Genomic DNA, 19243 nt, shown 5'->3' on the forward strand with positions numbered 1-19243 from the left:
CGATGTCAGCATTCTTCATCAACCGGCCGATCTTCGCCTGGGTGATCGCCATCGTGATCATGCTGGGCGGACTTTTGGCGCTCACCACGCTGCCGATCTCGCAATATCCGCAGATCGCGCCGACCACCGTCAACATCAGCGCCACCTATCCGGGCGCCGATGCGTCGACCGTCGAGAATTCGGTGACCAAGGTCATCGAGCAAGGCATGACCGGCATCGACAATCTCGACTACATGACGGCGACCTCGACCTCGACCGGCGCGGCCACGATCACGCTGACCTTCACCACCGCCGCCGATCCCGACACCGCCCAGGTGCAGACGCAGAACAAGCTGCAGCTGGTGCAGTCGCAGCTGCCGCAGGTGGTGCAGAGCAACGGCATCACCGTCTCCAAATCCTCGACCGGTTTCCTGATGGTCATCGGCTTCGTCTCCAGTGACGGCAAGATGAACTCGACCGATCTTGCCGACTATGTCGACAGCACCATCAACGACACGCTGAAGCGCGTCGAAGGCGTCGGCTCGACGCAGCTGTTCGGCTCCAGCTATGCCATGCGCATCTGGCTCGATCCCGACAAGCTCGCCAAATACACGCTGATGCCGAGTGACGTGGCTTCGGCGATCGAAGCGCAGAACACCCAGGTTTCGGCCGGCCAGCTCGGCGGCATGCCGCAACGCAAGGGCCAGCAGCTCAATGCCACGGTGACCGCCAAGAGCCGGCTGCAAACCGCCGAACAGTTCCGCAACATCATCCTGAAGAGCACGGTCGACGGCTCGCTGGTTCGCCTCAATGACGTCGCCACCGTTGAGCTCGGCGCCGAAAGCTATACGACGGCCGCCCGGTTCAATGGCCAGCCAGCGGCCGGCGTCGCGATCAATTTGGCGACCGGCGCCAACGCGATCAACACCGCGGAAGCGGTGCGCACGACGATCAACCGGCTGAGCTCAACGTTCCCGCAAGGCGTCGAGGTCGTCTACCCCTACGACACCTCGCCCTTCGTGCGGCTATCGATCGAGGAGGTGGTCAAGACGCTGGCCGAGGCGATCGTGCTGGTGTTCCTGGTGATGTTCATCTTCCTGCAGAATCTGCGGGCGACGATCATCCCGACCATTGCCGTGCCGGTGGTGCTGCTCGGCACATTCGGCGTGCTCTCCTTCTTCGGCTATTCGGTCAACACGCTGACCATGTTCGCCATGGTGCTGGCCATCGGCCTGCTGGTCGACGACGCCATCGTCGTGGTCGAAAATGTCGAGCGCGTCATGCAGGAGGAAGATCTGTCGCCGAAAGAGGCGACGCGAAAATCGATGAACGAGATCACCGGCGCGCTGGTCGGCATCGCCACCGTGCTGTCGGCGGTGTTCGTGCCGATGGCCTTCTTCGGCGGCTCGACCGGCATCATCTACCGGCAGTTCTCGGTGACCATCGTCTCGGCGATGGTGCTGTCGGTGCTGGTCGCCCTGGTGCTGACGCCGGCGCTGTGCGCCACCATCCTGCGGCGGCCCAAGGACCATGCGACGCAGACCGGCCCGTTCGGCTGGTTCAACCGCGTCTTCGACCGCGGCACGACGGCCTACCGCAACGGCTCGCACGGCATCATCAACCGGTCCTGGCGCTTTCTCGTCATCTTCCTCGCCATCGTCGTCGCCATGGGCTGGATGTTTGCCCGGCTGCCGAGCTCGTTCCTGCCGGAAGAGGACCAGGGCATCCTGATCACCAGCGTGTCGCTGCCCGTCGGCGCGACGCAGGACCGCACCGAGCGCGTGCTGGCTGAGGTGACCAACCACTATCTCAAGGACGAGAAGGACGCGGTCGCAGGGGTCTTCACCGCTTCCGGCTTCGGCTTCGGTGGCGCGGGCCAGAATGTCGGCATTGCGTTCGTGCCGATGAAGGAATTCAGCCAGCGCAAATCGCCAACCTTGTCGGCGCAAGCGGTTGCCCGCCGCGCCATGGGGGCCTTCCGAGAGATCAGGGATGCGCAGGTCTTCGCGCTTGCGCCACCCGCGATCCAGGGTTTTGGCAACACCAACGGCTTCGATTTCTACCTGCAGGACGTCAATGGCGCCGGCCATGATGCGCTGATCCAGACGCGAAACCAGCTTCTGGGCCTCGCGGCGCAGAGCAAGCTGCTCACCGCCACAAGGCCGAATGGCCAGGAGGACCAGCCGCAATTCTCTGTCGACATCGACCAGGAAAAGGCCAGCGCGCTTGGCGTCAGCCTCGCTGACATCAACAACACGCTGTCGAGCGCCTGGGGCAGCGACTATGTCAATGACTTCATCGATCGCGGGCGGGTGAAGCCGGTCTATATGCAGTCGGACGCGAACTTCCGCATGCAGCCGGAAGATCTCGACAAATGGCAGGTGCGCAATGCCAGCGGCGCCATGGTGCCGTTCTCGGCCTTCGCCTCCAGCCACTGGACATTCGGCTCGCCCCGGCTTGAACGCTACAATGGTTCGGCGGCGGTCGAGATCCAGGGTGCCGCGGCGCCCGGCGTGAGTTCGGGTGCGGCCATGGACGAGATCGACAGGCTGGTGGCGCAGTTGCCGCCCGGCTATTCCCACGAATGGACCGGGCTGTCGCATCAGGAGCGGCTTTCCGGCAACCAGGCGCTGTCGCTTTATGCGATTTCGGCGCTGGTCGTGTTCCTGTGCCTGGCGGCACTTTATGAGAGCTGGTCGATCCCGTTCGCGGTCATGCTGTCGGTGCCGATCGGCATCTTCGGCGCGTTGCTGGCGGCGACCATCTTCGGCCAGACCAACGACGTCTATTTCAAGGTCGGCCTGCTGACCACGATCGGCCTTGCCGCCAAGAACGCCATCCTCATCGTCGAGTTCGCCATCGAGCGGCAGGCGGCCGGCATGGGGCTGGTCGAGGCGACGCTGGAGGCGGCACGACAACGATTGCGACCGATCCTGATGACGTCGCTGGCCTTCATCCTTGGCGTCACGCCGCTCGCGATCGCCAGCGGCGCCGGTTCGGGCGCGCAGAACTCGGTCGGCATCGGCGTCATGGGCGGCATGATCGCGGCGACCGTGATCGGCGTGTTCCTGGTGCCGCTGCTGTTCGTCACCGTGCGCCGCATCTTCAAGGGCGGGGCGGCCGAACAGGATACTGGGCAGGATACCGGGCAGGGCACCGACGAGAAGCCGGCGACGGCCAACCAGCAATAAGGAAACTTCACATGACAGGTTTTGAACGTGGCCCGGTGGCCGCGGGGCGGCTCATTGTGCCCATGATTACGGCTGTTTTTCTCACCGGATGCGTCGTTGGTCCGGATTATCAAACGCCAATCCTGCCGATGCCGGCAAACTGGAGCGGGCAGAAGCCGACGAAATCCGCCCAGCCGGCGCAGCTGTCGCAATGGTGGCAGCGTCTGCGCGATCCCACGCTCAACACGCTGGTCGAGGAAGCGGTCGCCGGCAATCTCGATGTCGCCACCGCGAAAGCCAAGATCCGCGAGGCGCGCGCCAGCTACCGCCAGAGCGCCGGCACATTGCTGCCGTCCCTGGATGGTTCCGGGTCGGTGACGCGCAACAAGTCAGCGGAGACCACATCGGGGGCCAATTCGATCTACAGCGAGTACCAGTCCGGCTTCGACGCCAGTTGGGAACTCGATCTGTTCGGCGCCAACCGCAGGGGTGTCGAGGCGGCGCGCTACGGCGTGGATGGGTCGCAAGAGGAGTTGCGCTCGACGCTGCTGAGCCTGGTTGGCGATGTCGCGTCCTATTACACCCAGGCGCGCGGCTACCAGGCCCGCATCGCGCTCGCCCGGCGTTCGGCCGTGTCGCAGCGACAGACCGCCGAACTCACCCGCACCATGTTGCTGGCAGGGTCGGCGACGGCGGCCGATGTCGCCAAGGCGATGGGGCAGGCGGCCAGCACCGAGGCCGCGGTGCCGACGCTGGAAGCAAGCTATGCCGAGGCGGTGCATCGTCTCTCGGTGCTCACCGGTCGGCCGCCGGCCGCACTCGTCGAGCGGCTGAAGCGCGGCAAGCCGATACCGTCGCCGCGTTTGCCGATGCCGACCGGGATCCCCGCCGACATCCTGTTGTCGCGCCCGGATGTGCGCATGGCCGAGCGGCAATATGCGCAATACACCGCCAAGGTCGGCCAGGCCGAGGCGGCGCGCTATCCCTCGGTCAGCCTGACGGGAAATATCTCGACGGCGGCGCTCAATCTCGGCGATCTCGGCAAGAATTCGTCCATCGGCTGGTCCTTCGGGCCGTCGCTCAGCGTGCCGCTGTTCAATGCCGGGCAATTACAGGCGGCGGCCGATGTCGCCCGCGCCCAGCGCGACCAGTATTTCATCGCCTATCGCGCCTCGGTGCTGACCGCGCTCGAGGATGTGGAGAATGCGCTGGTGCTGATGGCGCAGGAGCGCATCCGGATCGGCAAGCTCGCCGCGTCGGCCAAATCCTATGGCGAGGCGGCAAGTCTCGAAGGCACGCTCTACAAGGCCGGCGAGACCAGCCTGCTCGATGTGCTCGACGCACAGCGCTCGCTCTACTCGGCCGAGGATTCACTGCTGCAAAGCCGCGTGCTGCTGGCGACCAACTACATCGCCCTCAACAAGGCGCTGGGCGGCGGCTGGGATGGCGCGGTCGACAGCAGCAAGCCCGAGATCGTCGACGTCAAGACCGGACCACGGCTGGCGAAGATGGCGGCGCAGTGATGAATGGCCGTCCAGCCTGTTCGCCGCCGACGATATCGTGCTGCGGGCAATCAAGTGGAGTACTCTCGCCAACTGCTCCGGCGAGAGACTTCAGGCGGTGAACATGCAGGGATTTTCTAAGGTCAGATTGACCATCTAGGCAGCGGCAACGACTTTCTCTATCTCCTGCGCCGAATGCCCGGTGAGGTCTTTTGCGATCTCGCCAATAAGCACCGCCGACAGTTTCTGATGGTAGTGCTTGCGCAGTTCCCCAAGCGTTCGGGGAGCGGCAATGACGATCAGATTGGCGATTTGACCGCCGAGCACTTGTCGGTTGAGAAGTTCGGCTGTTCCTGCCGCGAAGCTATCTTCGTCGATCTGACTGTTGTCCGGGTTGGCGGAGCTACTTTGATGACGCGCGCCGGACCCCTTGTTGTCATTCGAGACGTCTTCCACTTCCGACGCCGTCAACTTTGGATTGGCTTCGTCTCCTGAGTTGCGAAACAGATTGAGCTTTTCGCCGTCCGCTACTGCAACGGTCGCGCCTTTGGGAATATCCATAATGAGTCTCCAATTGCGCCAGTCGCTGACCAAATCCAATTGGTGGCCTGCTGACGTCAGGCTAAACGCCCCATGTTGGCATGGCGTTCCATGGACTTGCCTCCAACTTGTCCAGTTCGGCGCGCTATCACCATGGCGTTGCCGCTGCGCGACAACAGGCTGCCTGCCTGTTCCTGATGCCGATACGCGCGTGAAAAGCTGCCTTCCGCTTTGGCGATAGCGACCTGATCGCATCGCTGATATTGATGGCGCCCACGCACAGCACAGGCGCCGCCGATGACATCCGATACACAGAAGGCCGAAGCGGTCGGGCAGTTGCTCGATACGCCGGACCTTGCCAGCGCGCTGGAAAGCGAACAGTTCAAGAAATTCCTCGACCAGGTGCCGATCGCCATTGGCGTCTCGGACCTCAGTGCGAAGGAACGCGTCGTCTATGCCAACCCGGAATTCGAGAAACTGTCCGGCCTGAAGGCGGCCAGTCTTGCCAGGAAGCACTGGGCGGCACTTTCCGGCACCGGCCTGCACCAGCAGAAGGACCGGCCGTTGTCCGAGGCGGTGGTCGAGGGAACCGATTTCGTCGGCACGTTCCGGCTGGAGCGGGCGCAGGACACGCCGGCGATCGTGGACGCCTATTCCAACGTCATCGAGGACGACAATGGCAAGGTCTGCTTCCGGCTGGTGGCGCTGGTCGATGTCTCGGCCCATGGCGAGACCGAGGATGCAGGCTCCGTCGAGGAGCGCGTGCGCGAGAAGGATACGCTGCTGCGCGAATTGCAGCACCGGGTGAAGAACAATCTGCAGATGATCACTGCACTGATCCGGATGGAGACACGCAACGCGACCGCGCCGGACCAGAAGCGCTTCGAGAGGCTTGCCGGCCGCGTCGACGCGCTGGCGATCCTCTACCAGACGCTGTCGGGCGACGATCACAAGGACGAGGTCGATCTCGGCGTCTATCTCAGCCAGATCGCGTCAGCGGTGATGAACTCGCACGCGGTCGAGGGCATTCGCCTCGACATGAAGGTCGATACCTATCCGGTGTCGATCAACGTCGCCATGCCGACCGGGCTGGTGGTCAACGAGCTTTTGACCAATGCGCTCAAACATGCCTTCAAAGGGCGCGACGGCGGCACGATCACGCTGCACAGCATCGTTGACGGCGATGGCTGCCGTATTGTCGTCGCCGATGACGGCATCGGCTTGCCGGAAGGCGAGACCTGGCCCAAGCCCGGCAAGCTCGGCGCGCTGATCGCGCGCTCGCTGACCGAGAACGCCAAGGCGGAATTCGACGTGAATTCGAGCGCCAGCGAAGGCACGCGGGTTACCATCGTCTTCAAGCGCTCTGTTGCCGCTACCGCTTAGTCCGGGCAGGCGTGATCCCACGCCGATGCCGTGGATGGCAGGCAACATCGGCTCCGGATACTCCCATCATTTCGGCGCTTGCCCCAGCCGACTGTCTCGCGGTGCCTCACGACAGGCCTGCCCGGGGAGGCCATAGCTGCCAGCCATGCCGCCGGGTCGCGCGGATGCCCGGCAGGGCAGGGAGGAAGAAACCAAAGTGACATCGACGCCAATTGCCAGTCGCGAAGCGGCGCCCTTGCCGGTCGCGGCGCTGATGGGGGCCATGGTGTCGATCCAGATCGGCGCCACCTTCGCCAAGACGCTGTTTCCGGTGATCGGCGCGCAAGGCACGACGACGCTGCGGCTGGTCATCGGCGCGCTGATGCTGATCGCGGTGCTGCGGCCCTGGCAGATGCGCCCGTCGCGCGCCACCTTGCCGTGGCTGGTCGCCTATGGCGTGACGCTCTGCGCGCTCAACCTGCTGTTCTATGCGGCTCTTGCCAGGATCCCGCTCGGCGTCGCGGTGGCGCTCGAGTTTTCCGGGCCGCTGCTGGTGGCGACGCTGACCTCGCGGCGCGCCGGCGACTTTGCCTGGATCGCGCTTGCGGTGGCCGGCATCTTGTTGTTGTCGCCCTTCATCCATTCGCTGCAGCCGCTCGATCCGACCGGCGTGATGCTGGCGCTGGCGGCCGGCGGTTTCTGGGCGCTCTACATCGTGCTTGCGCAGAAAGCTGGCGCCGAACTTGGCACCCGCACCACCGCCTATGGCATGGCGATCGCCGCCGTGCTGGTGCTGCCCTTTGGCGTGGCGCAGGCGGGAACGGCGCTGCTGTCGCCGTCGATCCTGATCAGCGCGCTGCTCGTTGGCCTGTTTTCCAGCGCACTGCCGTTCTTTCTGGAGATGGTGGCGCTGACGCGCATGCCGGCCCGCATCTACGGCACGCTGACTTGCCTCGAACCGGGGCTCGGCGCGCTCGCCGGCTTCCTGTTCCTGCACGAGAGCCTGACCGCGCCGCAACTGGCCGGCATCGCGGCGGTCATTGTCGCGGCCGCAGGGACGGCGCTGACCTCCAAGCCGCCGGTGCCTTCGCCGGAGTAGGGGCGGCTGCGCCGCGTTAGTTAGTGCAGGCCTTGGCTGGATCCGGCTTCCATTCGGCGGCATCGAGCGGCTTGCCCTCCATGCAGATGGTCATTTTGCTGCCGATGGTGCCAGTCACGGTTCCATAGGTGTCGATGGCCGGTTTCGGCTTGGCAGAGGTGATCTGGTAAGTTTTGTCGCCGTCCTGCAAAATGATGCAGCCGGCTTCAGTGCCGGCTCTTGCACAACCCGATGCCTTGACCTGCTCGGCCTGTGCCACGCCGAGACCCTGGAACAATCCCAAGGCCAGAACGGCAAATGCCATCTTGCTTCGTGCATGCCTCATCGTACTTCCTCCCGCTGCCCGATAAGATACTTGCAGTCATACCACAGCCGCGCTTCAGGCGCGCTACGCAGCTCCGTCGGGGAACCGTTGGCCGGCAATCCGTGGAAGCGAATATGACTACGCCTCTTGGAGGACAATCGTCATTTGGCGGAGATCATTGGGTGTTGGGGGGCGGATTTCGTCATGTCGCGGTATACCGCTCGGGGGTTCGGCGTTGACGGCCGGCCTGCCCCGGATCGCCGCTCGGCAGTCGCAAATTCGCCGCTGTTGCCGGGAAATCTACGGCTTGCGGCGGTGTGGCGCGGGGGAGAAAGCCATGATGAGATTATCGATCATGGTGGGACTCGTTCTGGCAAGTTCCGCGGTGCGGGCAGGCGGCATACCCTATGCGTCCTCAGCCGATATCCCCGACTATGTCGCGACCATGACGGCCGAGGAGATGTGGGGAAAATCAACCGGGTCACAAACGCGGATCGTCACACAGCATGGCGGTTGGGTGCGTGTCGACGAACAGCAAGCGACCATCTATGGAAATCCGGCAAAGCAGACATCGATCGTCATCCGCCCACATCCAGAGGCCAGCTATTCATCCGTCCTGATCTACCGTGAGATACCCGCATCGTCGCTTGGGGTACGCGGAACAAGCCAGACCGGGCAAACAGAAATGCATGCCGGCGAGTCATGCACCGTGCGAAAATTCCTGCGCGGCGATCCGGACCGGATGAAGAACGGGCCGCAATGGCTGAGTTGCCTTACAGCCGACGGGATTGAGATCGGTGCGAGGGTGCTGGGTGACGGTGGTTCGCCGGAGGAGCAGGTGACGCTGGTCAGGCTCGAACGCCGGCCTGTTTCCACCGAGGAGGTTAGTCCACCCGCAGATCTGCTCGACGTCGCGCAATGGCTGCATTTCGACGACAAGTCGGCGCAAGATGCAACCGCCGTTGAACAGTCTCCGGACTATGCTCTCCACATGCATTCTGCAGATGCAACAAGGACAGTACGCCGGCACGATGCCTGGACCTATGATGAGAGATCGTACGCCGACGGGCGGCGATATCTCATCATCTGGAACGACCAGACGGGGCAGCAATTATCCTTCAATACGCTCAAGGGCGGCGCGTTCGAGCATCTCTCCATGCTGCAGAGATACCTGCCCGGACAAAGGATCATTCTTCCCGATGGTCGTGGTCTCGCCGGCGCACCGAAAAGCACCGGTAAAAACAGCAGCGTTATGGGCGAGCCATGCGCGTGGTTCGACATGACGCCGAACATGGAGGATGGGAGCCTTCACCACTGTCTCAGGCAGGACGGCATCCCGTTGAAAATCAGAACTGGCGGGTTGGGGCCGTCCGAAGAATTTGTCGCCGATGAGGTCCAGCGCCGGGACCTCAAGACCGAAGAGATCCTTCCACCCGCGGATGTATTGACGCGATCGAGCTGGGATTTTCCGGAGTAGGCTGGAGATCGCACTGGCGATGCGCTGCCAAACTCCCGTGAGAGAGGCTTGGCAACTCTCGCCCTCAGATCAGCTTTTCCAGCGTGATCGGCAAATCCCTGATCCGCTTGCCCGTCGCGTGGAACACCGCGTTGGCGATGGCCGGAGCGACACCGACAATCGCCAGTTCGCCCACACCCTTGCCGCCGAGCACCGAGGAGTGCAGGTCGGGGATGCCAACCGAGATCACCTCGATGTCGGGGATGTCGGCATTGGTCGGCACGAGGTAGTCGGCGAGGTTGTTATTGACGATGCGGCCGTGGCGGCGGTCCATGATGCCTTCCTCCAGCAGCGCCTGGCCGATGCCCATGATGATGCCGCCCTTCCACTGACTTTCGGCGAGTTTCGGATTGTAGAGCCGGCCCGAATCCAGCGCCGACACCACGCGCGACACACGCACCGTGCCGAAATCCTCGTCGACGCGCACCTCGATGAAATGCGCGCACCAGGAGTGACGGGAAAAGTCGCCTTCCGTGTGCGGCACCGACATGGCGATGGTGGTGTAGTTCTTGTAGCGGTCCTCGGCCGTCGAATTGGCCGGCATGGTGTCGCCGGTCGCCTCGATATGGTCGCGGCCGACGCTCTTCAGCAGTTCGGCGATCGAGATATCGGGGCCATCGCCGCGCGGCGAGGCGATGCGGCCGTTGGCGACGACCAGCGTGTTGGCCTGCAGCGCGTGGAAAGGCGAGCGCTGGTCGCTGATTGCCAAGCCCACCAATTGGTCGAGTGCCGAGGTCGCTGCCTTGTAGACCGCTCCCGTCATGACGCCGGCCAGCCGCGAGCCACCGGTGACGCCGGCGCGGGGAAAGCGGGAATCGCCCAGTTTCACCACGACATTGTCGGCCGGCACGCCGACCGTTTCGGCGGCGGTCTGCGCCAGGATGGTGTAGGTGCCCTGGCCCATGTCGATCGACGAGCTTTCGACCTCGACCGAGCCGTCGGCCAGTATGCGCACGATCGCCTCGCCGTAGGCGCGCCGCACCGGATAGGTGCCGGCGGCGACACCCCAGCCGATCAGCTGGTTGCCGTCGCGCATCGAGCGCGGTTGCGGCGTGCGCCTGGCCCAGCCGAAGCGTTCGGCGCCTGCGGCAAAAGCCTCGCGCAACTGCCTGGTCGACCAGGCTTTTTTGGCATGCGGGTCCTGCTCGGCATAGTTGCGCAGCCGGATCTCCAGCGGGTCGATGCCGACCTCATAGGCAAGCTCGTCGATGGCGCTTTCGATGCCGAAGGCCGAAGGGTTTTCGCCCGGCGCGCGCATGGCGCCCGGCACCACCGAATTCACCCGCACGACATTCTGTTTCGAGGAAAAATTCGGCGTCGCGTACATGATCGAGGTGACCGAGCCCAGCGGCTCGACCCACATGCCGTCCATGGAGGTTTCATTGACGCCGCGATGCACGATCGACTGGATCACGCCGTCATGGCCGGCGCCGATGGTCACCGTCTGCCGCGTCGCGGCACGGCCGCCATAGCCGGTAAAAGTCTGCGGCCGCGTCATCACCAGCCGCACCGGCCGGCCGAGCATCTTGGCCGCACTAGCGGCCACCGCGCCGTGGCTCAGCGCCAGCGCCTTGGAGCCGAAGCCGCCACCAATATAGGGCGAGACCAGCCGGACATTCTCGAACGGTATGTCGAACCATTCGGCATAGGTGCGGGCCATGCCGTCAAGCCATTGGCTGGGCTCCCAGACAGTGAGATGATCGCCTTCCCAGCGGGCGATCAGGCCATGCGGCTCCATCGGCGCCTGGTATTCGCGCGGCGTGTTGTAGGCGGCGCAGATGCGCACCGGCGCCGAGGCGAAGGCGGCGGGCGCGTCGCCCCATTCCTTGGTCATGGCGTCGATCGGAATGCCGTCGCCGGCCTTGCCGTCGCTGAGGTCGACGATTGCCGGCGTCTCGTCATAGCTGACCTTGAGGAGCGCGGCTGCGGCGACCGCCTGCTCGAAGGTGTCGGCGACGACAGCGGCGACATGCTGGCCCGAAAAGGTGATGTCGCGCGCCAGCGGGCAGTAGGTTTTGTGGAGCGGCGGCGTGCCGAACCAGTCGGAGGCGCCCTTGAGGCTGATGATGGTGTCCGGGGTGAGCACCTTGAGCACGCCCGGCGCCGCCCCGGCCGCTTTGGTGTCGATCGCGCGCACCTTGCCTGAGGCGATCGTGCTTTCGACCAGCACGGCATAAGCGAGCCCTTCAAGCTGCTGCTCGACGGCGTATCTGGCGGCACCGGTGATCTTGGCCGGGCCATCGACGCGCGACAGCCGGCCGCCAACGGCTTCAGCCAAGGCGCCGTCCGATGCGTCGCCATGTCTTCCGACGTGAACAGTGCTTGCGATGTGAACGGTCATGCCGTCTCTCCCAATTTGAGGATGGCGCGCGCGACAACGCGCGGAGCGAGCTCGATCTTGTAGTGGTTGGCGCCATGGTCGACGGCGCCTTCGACGGCGAGCCGGCTGGCGGCGCGAACGGTTTCCGGTTCCAGGACCTTGCCTTTCAGCGCCTCTTCCACGGCTCGTGCCCGCCATGGTTTTGTCGCGACACCGCCGAGCGCGACACGCAGGTCGCGGATGGTGCGGCCATCGGCTTCGAACTCGATGCCGACCGCGGCACTTGCGGCGGCGAATTCATAGGATTGCCGATCGCGGATCTTCAGATAGGTCGAGCGGTGGGCAGCGGCGGATGAGGGGATTTCAATCGAGGTGATCATCTCACCCGGTTCGATCGCGTGTTCCCTGTCGGGCGTGCTGCCGGGCAGCAGGAAGAAGTCGTCGACCAGGAGCTTGCGTTCGCCGAGATGAACTGTTGCGTCGAAGGCGACCAAAGCGGTGGCGAGGTCGCCGGGATACATGGCGATGCAGGCCTCGCTTGTGCCGAGCACGGCGTGGCCCCTGGTGACGCCGCCGATCGCCGAACAGCCGGAGCCAGGCTCGCGCTTGTTGCAGGCGGAAAAATTCGCGGGACCACGGAAATAGGGGCAGCGCGTGCGCTGCATCAGATTGCCGCCGATGGTCGCCATGTTGCGGATCTGCGCTGAGGCAGCCTGCCACAGCGCCTCGGAGATTGCGGGGAAGCGGCTCTTGATGTCGGCATGGTCCGCGATATGACCCATCTTGGCGAGAGCGCCGATGGTGGCGCCGCGCTCATTCACGTCGATCCGGTCCAGCCCCTTGAGGTGGGTGATGTCGACCAGCGTGTCGGGCTCGGCGACGCCGCATTTGGCGAGGTCGATCAGCGTGGTGCCGCCGGCCAGCAGCATGGTGCCGGGCAGGGCGGCTGCCTGACGTGCCGCATCAAGCGAGCTGGCGCGAAAATAGGAAAAATCCCTCATGACGCGACCTCCAGCGCTGCCTGGCGGACAGCGGCGACAATGTGCGGATAGGCGCCGCAGCGGCAGAGATTGCCGGCCATGTATTCGCGGATTTCTTCGTCCGAGCCGGCATGGCCTTCGCGGATGCAGGCCACCGCCGACATGATCTGGCCGGGAGTGCAATAGCCGCACTGGAAGGCGTCCTGCTCGAGGAAGGCAGCCTGCACGGGATGCAGTTCGCCCTCCCGTGCAAGCCCCTCTATGGTGGTGATGGTGCGGCCTTCGGTCTGGGCCGCCAGCGTCAGACAGGCCAGCACGCGCTCGCCGTCGACATGCACGGTGCAGGCGCCGCACTGGCCATGGTCACAGCCCTTCTTGGTGCCGGTCAGGCCGAGCCGGTCGCGCAAGGCATCGAGCAGCGTCACGCGGGGTTCGAGTTCCAGGTGATGATGGGTGCCGTTAATGTCGAGATGGACGGGGATTTTCGTCATGGGCGTCGGGCTCCAGTTGCTTGACGCTGGTGAAATTATTTCATGTTGGACAGGTGGAGGCCCACCTGTCCGTCCGGCGCTTTCGCTCCGGGCTTTCGTCACTTCTCACCCCAGCAGGTCCTCGATGCGGATCGGAAAGCGGCGAGGCCGCACGCCGGTTGCATGCCAGACGGCGTTGGCGACCGCGCCGGCCGTGCCGATGATGCCGATTTCGCCGACGCCCTTGATGCCGAGCGCGTTGACGTAAGGGTCGTCCTCATGGATCAGGATCGCCTCTACCGACGGCACGTCGGCATTCACCGGGACATGGTATTCGGCGAGATTGGCGTTCTGGATCCGGCCCGAGCGCCGGTCGGTGATGGCTTCCTCGTGCAGCGCGAAGGAGACGCCCCAGATCATGCCGCCATAATACTGGCTGCGCACCAGCCTGGGATTGATGACCCGCCCGGCGGCGAAGGCGCCGACCAGCCTGGTGACGCGGATCTGGCCGAAATCGGGATCGACCTTCACTTCGGCGAACACGGCGCCATGCGCGTGCTTGGCATAGGTCTCCTGGGACGCCGCGTCCGGAGCGCCCTTGCCATGGCCTTCGATCTCGGTGAGGCCCGCGCGGGTCAGTATCTCGGCATAGCTTTCGCTCCGGTTCTCATCGTCGCGGCGATACAGCCGCCCGCCGCGCGCCACAACGCCCTCATTGTCGGCGCCGAATAGTGGCGAGGCCTCGTTGCCGGTGGCGAGATCGGCAAGCCTGGCGATGACGGCCGCACCCGCGTTGTGGATCGCCATGCCGGCCGTCGCCGTGTGGCCGGAGCCGCCGGCTATGCCCGCATTGGGAAGGTCGGAGCTGCCGGCCCTGAAATCGACCTGGTCGATGTCGAGCCCCAGCCCGTCGGCGGCGATCTGCGCAAAAGCGGTCCAGGCGCCTTGCCCCATGTCCTGCGCGCCGGTCTCCATCAGGCCGCTGCCATCGGCCTTCAGCACCGCACGCGCTTCGGCCTGGAACATGATGGCCGGGAATGTCGCCGTGCCCACGCCCCAGCCGGTGAGGAAACCGTCGGCGTCGCGCATCAAGCGGGGCTGCAGCGGGCGGCTTGCCCAGCCGAATGCCTTCGCGGCCTGACTATAGCATTCGCGCAGTGCCTTGGAGGAAAACGGCTTGCCGGTCATCGGCTCGACCTCGGCATAGTTGCGCAGCCGGAATTCCAGCGGGTCCATGCCGCAGGCGTGAGCCGCCTCATCGATAGCGCTTTCCAGCGCGATCGAGCCGGTGGCTTCGCCGGGCGCGCGCATGAACAGAGGCGTCCCGGTGTCGAGCCGCACCGCCTCGTGCGAGGTGGTGATGGCCGGGCTGGCATAGAGCGTATGCGAGGCGTCCGCCGCCGGTTCGAAGAAATCGTCGAAGGTGCTCGACGCGGTCTTGGCGTGATGGTGGATCGCCGTCAGCCGCCCCTCGCCATCCATGCCCATGCGCAAGGTCTGGCGTGTCGGCGCACGGTGGCCGACCGGCCCGTACATCTGCTCGCGCCGCAGCACCAGCTTGACGGGGCGGCCAACGAGGCGCGCCGCCAGGACGCCCAGCACCTGCGGCCCGGAAATCATGCCTTTCGAACCGAAGCCGCCGCCGAGGAAGGGGCTGCGGATGTGGATGTTTTGCGGCGCGATGCCGAACAGTCCAGAGATGCGGCCCTGCGCCATGGCAAGGCCCTGGCTCGGTGTGTCGATCGACAGCTTGTCGCCATCCCAGGCGGCGACAATGGCATGCGGCTCCATGGCGTTGTGGTATTGGGCCGGCGTCTCGTAGGTGGCCTCGATCCGCGTCTTTGCTGATTTGAGGCCGGCCTCGACATCGCCCTTGTGCTGCACCGCCGGATTGCCGACGCCGACACCACGCGGCACGAAGCTTTCGGCGTCGTCGAGACCGACGCGTGCCGGCAACGCCTCATAGCGCGGCGAGAGCAGCGCCGCCCCTTCGGTCGCCGCTTCCAGCGTCTCGGCGATCACCACGGCGATGGTCTGGTTGGGGTAGCGAACCTCTTCGTTCTGCAGCAGGTCGAGCCGGAACATGAAGGGATGGTCCTTGGCGTCCGGGTCGGCGGCGAGCGCCGGCCGGTTCCTGGGCGTCATCACCTCGACCACGCCCTTGTGCGCCTTGGCCGCCTCGACATCGAGCGCGGCAACGCGACCACGCGCGATACTGGAGACAGCGAGCACGGCATAGAGCATGCCGGACGGATGGTTGTCGGCGGCATAGCGGGCGGCGCCGGTGACCTTGAGAAAGCCATCGCGGCGGGTCAGCGGCTGGCCGATGCTGGAGCCCTGCCTGGTATGGGCGGGTTGCTGGTTGAGGCTGAGTTCAAGCGTCATGGCGCGCTCCGGGAATGGAGGAAAAGGGGGAGGCAGGCAGGGCCGGCAGCCGCTCGGGCGTTCCCGCCTGCGCTGATGTCAGCGCCCTGACAACGATGCGGCGGGCAAGCTCGATCTTGAACGCATTGTCGCCAGAGGGGCTGGCATCGGCCAAGGCGGCATCGGCCGCGCCGGCGAAGGTCGCTTCATTGGCGTCGGCACCAAGCAGCACGGCTTCGGCCGCGCGCGCCCGCCACGGCTTGGCCGCGACGCCGCCCAGCGCCAGCCTTGCGGCGCGGATCTTGCCGCCGTCTACGACAAGTGCCGCGGCGGCCGAGACGACAGCGAAGGCATAGGAGGTGCGCTCGCGGATTTTCAGGTAGCGGGCATTGGCGGCGAAGGAGGCGGCCTCCGCCGGCAGGCGCACGGCGACGATCAGGTCGCCGGGCTCCAGCGCATTCTCCCGCTGCGGCGTCTCACCGGGAAGCAGGTGGAATTCCGCCAGCGTGACATGGCGCCGACCCTGCTTGCCCTCGATCTCGACGACGGCGTCAAGCGCCACCAGCGGCACGCAGAAGTCCGATGGATGGGTGGCGATGCAGGCATCGCTCCAGCCAAGCACGGCGTGCAGGCGGTTCTCGCCCCCAAGTGCCGCGCAGCCGGCGCCTGATACACGCTTGTTGCAGGCGCTGGCGGTGTCGTAGAAATAGCTGCAGCGCGTGCGCTGCAGCAGGTTGCCGCCGACAGTGGCAGCGTTGCGAAGCTGCGCCGAGGCGCCCGACAGCAGCGCTTCCGCCACCATCGGATAGGCCTTGGCGAATGCCGCGTCATGGGCGAGATCGGCGTTGCGGACCAGCGCGCCGATGCGCAGGCCGCCATCCTCCAGCCTTTCGATGCGGTTGAGTTCCGGCAGCCGCGAGATGTCGACGATGCGCTCGGGGCTGGTGATGCCGCCCTTCATCAAATCGAGCAGATTGGTGCCACCGGCCAGGTAGGCCGAACCCGGCTCGGCCGCCGCCGCGATGGCATCGGGAATGGTGGCGGGTCGGATGTAATCGAAGTCTCTCATGCCGCGGTCCTCCGGTCGGATTTGGCAAGTTGCTCCTGGGCTTCCAGGACGGCTTCGACGATGCCGCCATAGGCGGCGCAGCGGCATATGTTGCCGCTCAGCCCCTCGCGGATGCGTTCGGGATCGTCGCCGGCCTGGCCCTCGGAGATCAGGCCGAGCGTGCTCATGATCTGGCCGGGCGTGCAGAAACCGCACTGGAAGCCGTCATGGGCGATGAAGGCGGCCTGCACCGGATGCAGTTCTTCGCCACGGGCGACGCCTTCGATGGTCAGGACATTGGCGCCATCATGGCTGACCGCCAGCGCCAGGCAGGAATTGATGCGCTTGCCGTCGACCAGCACCGTGCAGGCGCCGCACTGGCCGCGGTCGCAGCCCTTCTTGGTGCCGGTGAGATCAAGCCGCTCGCGCAAGAGGTCGAGCAGGGTGACGCGTGGATCGACCTCCAGTTCGTGTCGGTGTCCGTTGATGGTGAGCGTGATGGGAAGGCTGGTCATGGGCGTCTGGCTCCAGTTTGCTTGACGCGGATGGGAAGTGAACTGGTGCCTTGCCGGAGAAGGGCAAGGTGACCTTATGGTCAGGTGCAGGCTGAGGTGACAGCGGATCTCCCGAGAGACGGGCGGGCAGGGGAGATGTCGGCTTGCAGGTTCGAAAGACGTGACATACCCGTTCCCCTTCTTATATGATAAAGGCACTCCACTAAAGCGGAGGTGCCTCCGTTTATTAGTTGGGGCTTGGCCTGGCCGGGTTCAAGTCCCATATTTCGTCCGTGGAGAAAAAATTGGCCGAAGCCGTCATCATCGAACAGAAGGCCGCGGAGGAAAAGCCGCTGCGTGCCGACGCACAGCGCAACCGCGACCGTCTGGTCGAGGTGGCGGCGGCGGTGTTTGCCGAGCGCGGCATCGATGCCTCGCTGGAGGAGATCGCGCGCCGCGCCGGTGTTGGCATCGGCACGCTCTACCGGCATTTCCCGACGCGCGAACACCTGGTCGAGGTGGTCTATCGCCGCGAGGCGGAGGCGCTGTGCGCCGCCGCCGGCGAACTTGCGTCAAGAAATCCCTCCGATGTCGCGCTGGAAGAATGGATGCGGCGCTTCGTCGACTATATCGCCACCAAGCGCGGCCTGGCGACCAGCCTGCGCATCCTGATCTCCACCAATTCGACACTGTTTTCCGACACGTCGGGGCGGGTGTCGCAAGCCTTGCGGCAATTGGTCGAGGCGGCGGTGGCCGACGGCACCATTCGCGACGATGTCGATGCCTCCGACGTGCTGCATGCGCTGTCGGGCATCTACTCCGCCCCCGACACGCCGGAATGGCGCGACCGCTCGCGGCGGCTGGTTAAGCTTTTGATGGATGGCTTGCGGTTCGGGGCAGGGAAGTAGCCAAGGCCTGATGGTCTGCGCGATCGGCTCCAGGCAAGCCCTGCAGGACGCGCCCACACACCGCGCTTGCATCCGAACGCGAGCGGTTGTTAAAATCCTCACATTTCAGGTGACCAACAGGCCCCACGCATGACTGCTCGCAAAGCGCAACGGACGGCACGGCTGATCGATCTGCTGTCGCAGCGGCGGGTTATCCATCTCAGCGAAGCGGCAGCGCTGCTCGGCGTCTCCGAGATGACGGTGCGGCGCGACATCGCCACCAATCAGGGGCAGATCGCCTATCTCGGAGGGCACATATTGGCGGCAGCCGAGATCGACACTGACACCCCTTACGAACTGGCGACCGCTGCCGACAGCCATGCCGCGGCGAAGCGCGAGGCCTGTGCGCACGCGGTGCGCAAGATACGGCCCGACGAGACGATCTTCGTCGACTGCGGCACGACGCTGATCCATCTGATCGACCTCATTCCCGACAATTATCAAATAACGGCAATATGTTACGCCATGAATGTCGCGGAGCGGCTGAGCCGCAAGCCAAATGTGACGATCATCATGCTGGGCGGGGTCTATCATCCGGCTTCGGCGTCCTTCTCGGGCACGCATGATTTCGACATCTTGAAGAGCGTCGGCATCAACGCCGCCTTCCTGTCGGCCGCCGGCGTCGACGCCAAGCGCGGCGCCACCTGCGAGCATTTCCACGAGGCGGTGGTGAAGCAGAAGGTGATGAGCGTGGCGCGAGAAAACTACCTGGTCATCGACTCGAGCAAGATCGGCAAACTCAAGCGCGCCTTCTTCTCCGGCATGGATGGCTTCGATGCGGTGATCACCGAACATGGGGAGGCCGGGCCGGGCTCGTTCTGATTGTTCTCGACGATTGGCGCAAACGCCCATCGATTCGTCATCCACGGGCGGAGCAAGGAGCGCAGCGACGCGGCGCAGACCCGAGGAGCCTGTGTGTCGGGACTCTGGCGCGCCGCAGGAGTGCAGAATTCTGTTCCGCCGTGTTCTTTGACCTATGTCGCGGCATGGATCCTCGGGTCTCCGCGACGGAGCTTCGCTCCTGCTTCGCCCGTGGATGATGAAGTTAGGGGAGCAGCCAAGCTTCATTTGACATTTGCTCAAGCTGATGGAAAAGTCACAAAAAAAGTAAGAGAAGTCTCAAAAGAGACTCTCGACGATCTGGGTAG

15 protein-coding genes are annotated in these 19243 nt (G+C 64.8%); 7 read left to right on the plus strand and 8 right to left on the minus strand.

The window, feature by feature from the left end; translation table 11 throughout:
- Nucleotides 1-2 precede the first annotated feature (2 nt).
- Both A3A9_RS0130340 and A3A9_RS0130345 read left to right on the plus strand, forming a co-directional pair.
- Nucleotides 3-3170 (plus strand): efflux RND transporter permease subunit, encoded by a 3168-nt coding sequence (locus A3A9_RS0130340; RefSeq protein ID WP_027061996.1) that lies wholly within the window; start codon nt 3-5, stop codon nt 3168-3170.
- Nucleotides 3171-3181: 11 nt separating this feature from the next.
- On the plus strand, nt 3182-4672 hold the full coding sequence (locus A3A9_RS0130345) for an efflux transporter outer membrane subunit (RefSeq protein WP_027061997.1): 1491 nt from the start codon (nt 3182-3184) through the stop codon (nt 4670-4672).
- 135 nt (nt 4673-4807) lie between these two features.
- Here the strand turns inward: A3A9_RS0130345 and A3A9_RS0130350 are convergent, their stop codons facing one another.
- A complete protein-coding gene (locus A3A9_RS0130350; protein WP_027061998.1) occupies nt 4808-5212 on the minus strand; it encodes a host attachment family protein in 405 nt (134 codons plus the stop codon).
- A gap of 276 nt (nt 5213-5488) precedes the next feature.
- Here A3A9_RS0130350 and A3A9_RS0130355 point away from each other — a divergent pair, with 276 nt between their 5' ends.
- Together A3A9_RS0130355 and A3A9_RS0130360 are read left to right on the plus strand one after the other, a co-directional pair.
- The gene (locus A3A9_RS0130355; RefSeq protein ID WP_027061999.1) at nt 5489-6574 is read left to right on the plus strand and encodes a sensor histidine kinase; all 1086 of its coding nucleotides are present in this window, start codon (nt 5489-5491) and stop codon (nt 6572-6574) included.
- 196 nt (nt 6575-6770) lie between these two features.
- Nucleotides 6771-7652, plus strand: coding sequence for an EamA family transporter (locus A3A9_RS0130360; RefSeq protein WP_033838892.1), 882 nt, complete (start codon nt 6771-6773; stop codon nt 7650-7652).
- A gap of 16 nt (nt 7653-7668) precedes the next feature.
- Here A3A9_RS0130360 and A3A9_RS39760 read toward each other — a convergent pair whose 3' ends face one another.
- Entirely contained in the window at nt 7669-7977 is a 309-nt protein-coding gene (locus tag A3A9_RS39760) for a hypothetical protein (protein WP_051371276.1), read from the minus strand.
- 214 nt (nt 7978-8191) lie between these two features.
- On the opposite strand from A3A9_RS39760, the gene A3A9_RS0130370 reads away from it, so the two are divergent.
- The gene (locus A3A9_RS0130370) at nt 8192-9433 is read left to right on the plus strand and encodes a hypothetical protein (protein ID WP_245279159.1); all 1242 of its coding nucleotides are present in this window, start codon (nt 8192-8194) and stop codon (nt 9431-9433) included.
- 64 nt (nt 9434-9497) lie between these two features.
- On the opposite strand, the gene A3A9_RS0130375 is transcribed toward A3A9_RS0130370, so the two are convergent.
- From A3A9_RS0130375 to A3A9_RS0130400, 6 genes are all read right to left on the minus strand, one after another.
- Nucleotides 9498-11813, minus strand: a complete 2316-nt coding sequence (locus tag A3A9_RS0130375) for a xanthine dehydrogenase family protein molybdopterin-binding subunit (protein WP_027062002.1) — start codon at nt 11811-11813, stop codon at nt 9498-9500.
- Nucleotides 11810-12793, minus strand: a complete 984-nt coding sequence (locus A3A9_RS0130380) for an FAD binding domain-containing protein (RefSeq protein ID WP_027062003.1) — start codon at nt 12791-12793, stop codon at nt 11810-11812. Before A3A9_RS0130380 ends, A3A9_RS0130375 begins: the two co-directional genes overlap by 4 nt.
- Entirely contained in the window at nt 12790-13263 is a 474-nt protein-coding gene (locus tag A3A9_RS0130385; protein WP_027062004.1) for a (2Fe-2S)-binding protein, read from the minus strand. The genes A3A9_RS0130380 and A3A9_RS0130385 overlap by 4 nt, the downstream gene beginning before the upstream one ends.
- 105 nt (nt 13264-13368) lie before the next feature.
- Complete coding sequence (locus A3A9_RS0130390) at nt 13369-15627, minus strand: xanthine dehydrogenase family protein molybdopterin-binding subunit (protein ID WP_027062005.1); 2259 nt, start codon at nt 15625-15627, stop codon at nt 13369-13371.
- Nucleotides 15617-16675, minus strand: coding sequence for an FAD binding domain-containing protein (locus A3A9_RS0130395; RefSeq protein ID WP_027062006.1), 1059 nt, complete (start codon nt 16673-16675; stop codon nt 15617-15619). The genes A3A9_RS0130390 and A3A9_RS0130395 overlap by 11 nt, the downstream gene beginning before the upstream one ends.
- The gene (locus tag A3A9_RS0130400) at nt 16672-17169 is read right to left on the minus strand and encodes a (2Fe-2S)-binding protein (protein ID WP_027062007.1); all 498 of its coding nucleotides are present in this window, start codon (nt 17167-17169) and stop codon (nt 16672-16674) included. The genes A3A9_RS0130395 and A3A9_RS0130400 overlap by 4 nt, the downstream gene beginning before the upstream one ends.
- 272 nt (nt 17170-17441) lie before the next feature.
- Between A3A9_RS0130400 and A3A9_RS0130405 the strand changes: the two genes are divergently transcribed.
- Together A3A9_RS0130405 and A3A9_RS0130410 are read left to right on the plus strand one after the other, a co-directional pair.
- Nucleotides 17442-18056: a TetR/AcrR family transcriptional regulator gene (locus tag A3A9_RS0130405; RefSeq protein ID WP_027062008.1), complete on the plus strand. Its 615-nt coding sequence runs from the start codon at nt 17442-17444 to the stop codon at nt 18054-18056.
- A gap of 129 nt (nt 18057-18185) precedes the next feature.
- Entirely contained in the window at nt 18186-18917 is a 732-nt protein-coding gene (locus A3A9_RS0130410; protein ID WP_027062009.1) for a DeoR/GlpR family DNA-binding transcription regulator, read from the plus strand.
- The last annotated feature ends 326 nt before the right edge of the window (nt 18918-19243 follow it).

This window comes from Mesorhizobium loti CJ3sym (assembly GCF_000472785.1).
Classification (GTDB): Bacteria; Pseudomonadota; Alphaproteobacteria; order Rhizobiales; family Rhizobiaceae; genus Mesorhizobium; species Mesorhizobium loti_E.

Excerpts from the sequence above, each read along its gene's own strand:
- A3A9_RS0130345 (WP_027061997.1), top strand. The coding sequence starts at position 3,182 with ATGACAGGTTTTGAACGTGGCCCGGTGGCCGCGGGGCGGCTCATTGTG.
- A3A9_RS0130355 (WP_027061999.1), top strand. The coding sequence starts at position 5,489 with ATGACATCCGATACACAGAAGGCCGAAGCGGTCGGGCAGTTGCTCGAT.
- A3A9_RS0130395 (WP_027062006.1), bottom strand. The coding sequence starts at position 16,675 with ATGAGAGACTTCGATTACATCCGACCCGCCACCATTCCCGATGCCATC.
- A3A9_RS0130385 (WP_027062004.1), bottom strand. The coding sequence starts at position 13,263 with ATGACGAAAATCCCCGTCCATCTCGACATTAACGGCACCCATCATCAC.
- A3A9_RS0130350 (WP_027061998.1), bottom strand. The coding sequence starts at position 5,212 with ATGGATATTCCCAAAGGCGCGACCGTTGCAGTAGCGGACGGCGAAAAG.
- A3A9_RS0130380 (WP_027062003.1), bottom strand. The coding sequence starts at position 12,793 with ATGAGGGATTTTTCCTATTTTCGCGCCAGCTCGCTTGATGCGGCACGT.
- A3A9_RS0130340 (WP_027061996.1), top strand. The coding sequence starts at position 3 with ATGTCAGCATTCTTCATCAACCGGCCGATCTTCGCCTGGGTGATCGCC.
- A3A9_RS39760 (WP_051371276.1), bottom strand. The coding sequence starts at position 7,977 with ATGAGGCATGCACGAAGCAAGATGGCATTTGCCGTTCTGGCCTTGGGA.
- A3A9_RS0130375 (WP_027062002.1), bottom strand. The coding sequence starts at position 11,813 with ATGACCGTTCACATCGCAAGCACTGTTCACGTCGGAAGACATGGCGAC.
- A3A9_RS0130390 (WP_027062005.1), bottom strand. The coding sequence starts at position 15,627 with ATGACGCTTGAACTCAGCCTCAACCAGCAACCCGCCCATACCAGGCAG.
- A3A9_RS0130400 (WP_027062007.1), bottom strand. The coding sequence starts at position 17,169 with ATGACCAGCCTTCCCATCACGCTCACCATCAACGGACACCGACACGAA.
- A3A9_RS0130410 (WP_027062009.1), top strand. The coding sequence starts at position 18,186 with ATGACTGCTCGCAAAGCGCAACGGACGGCACGGCTGATCGATCTGCTG.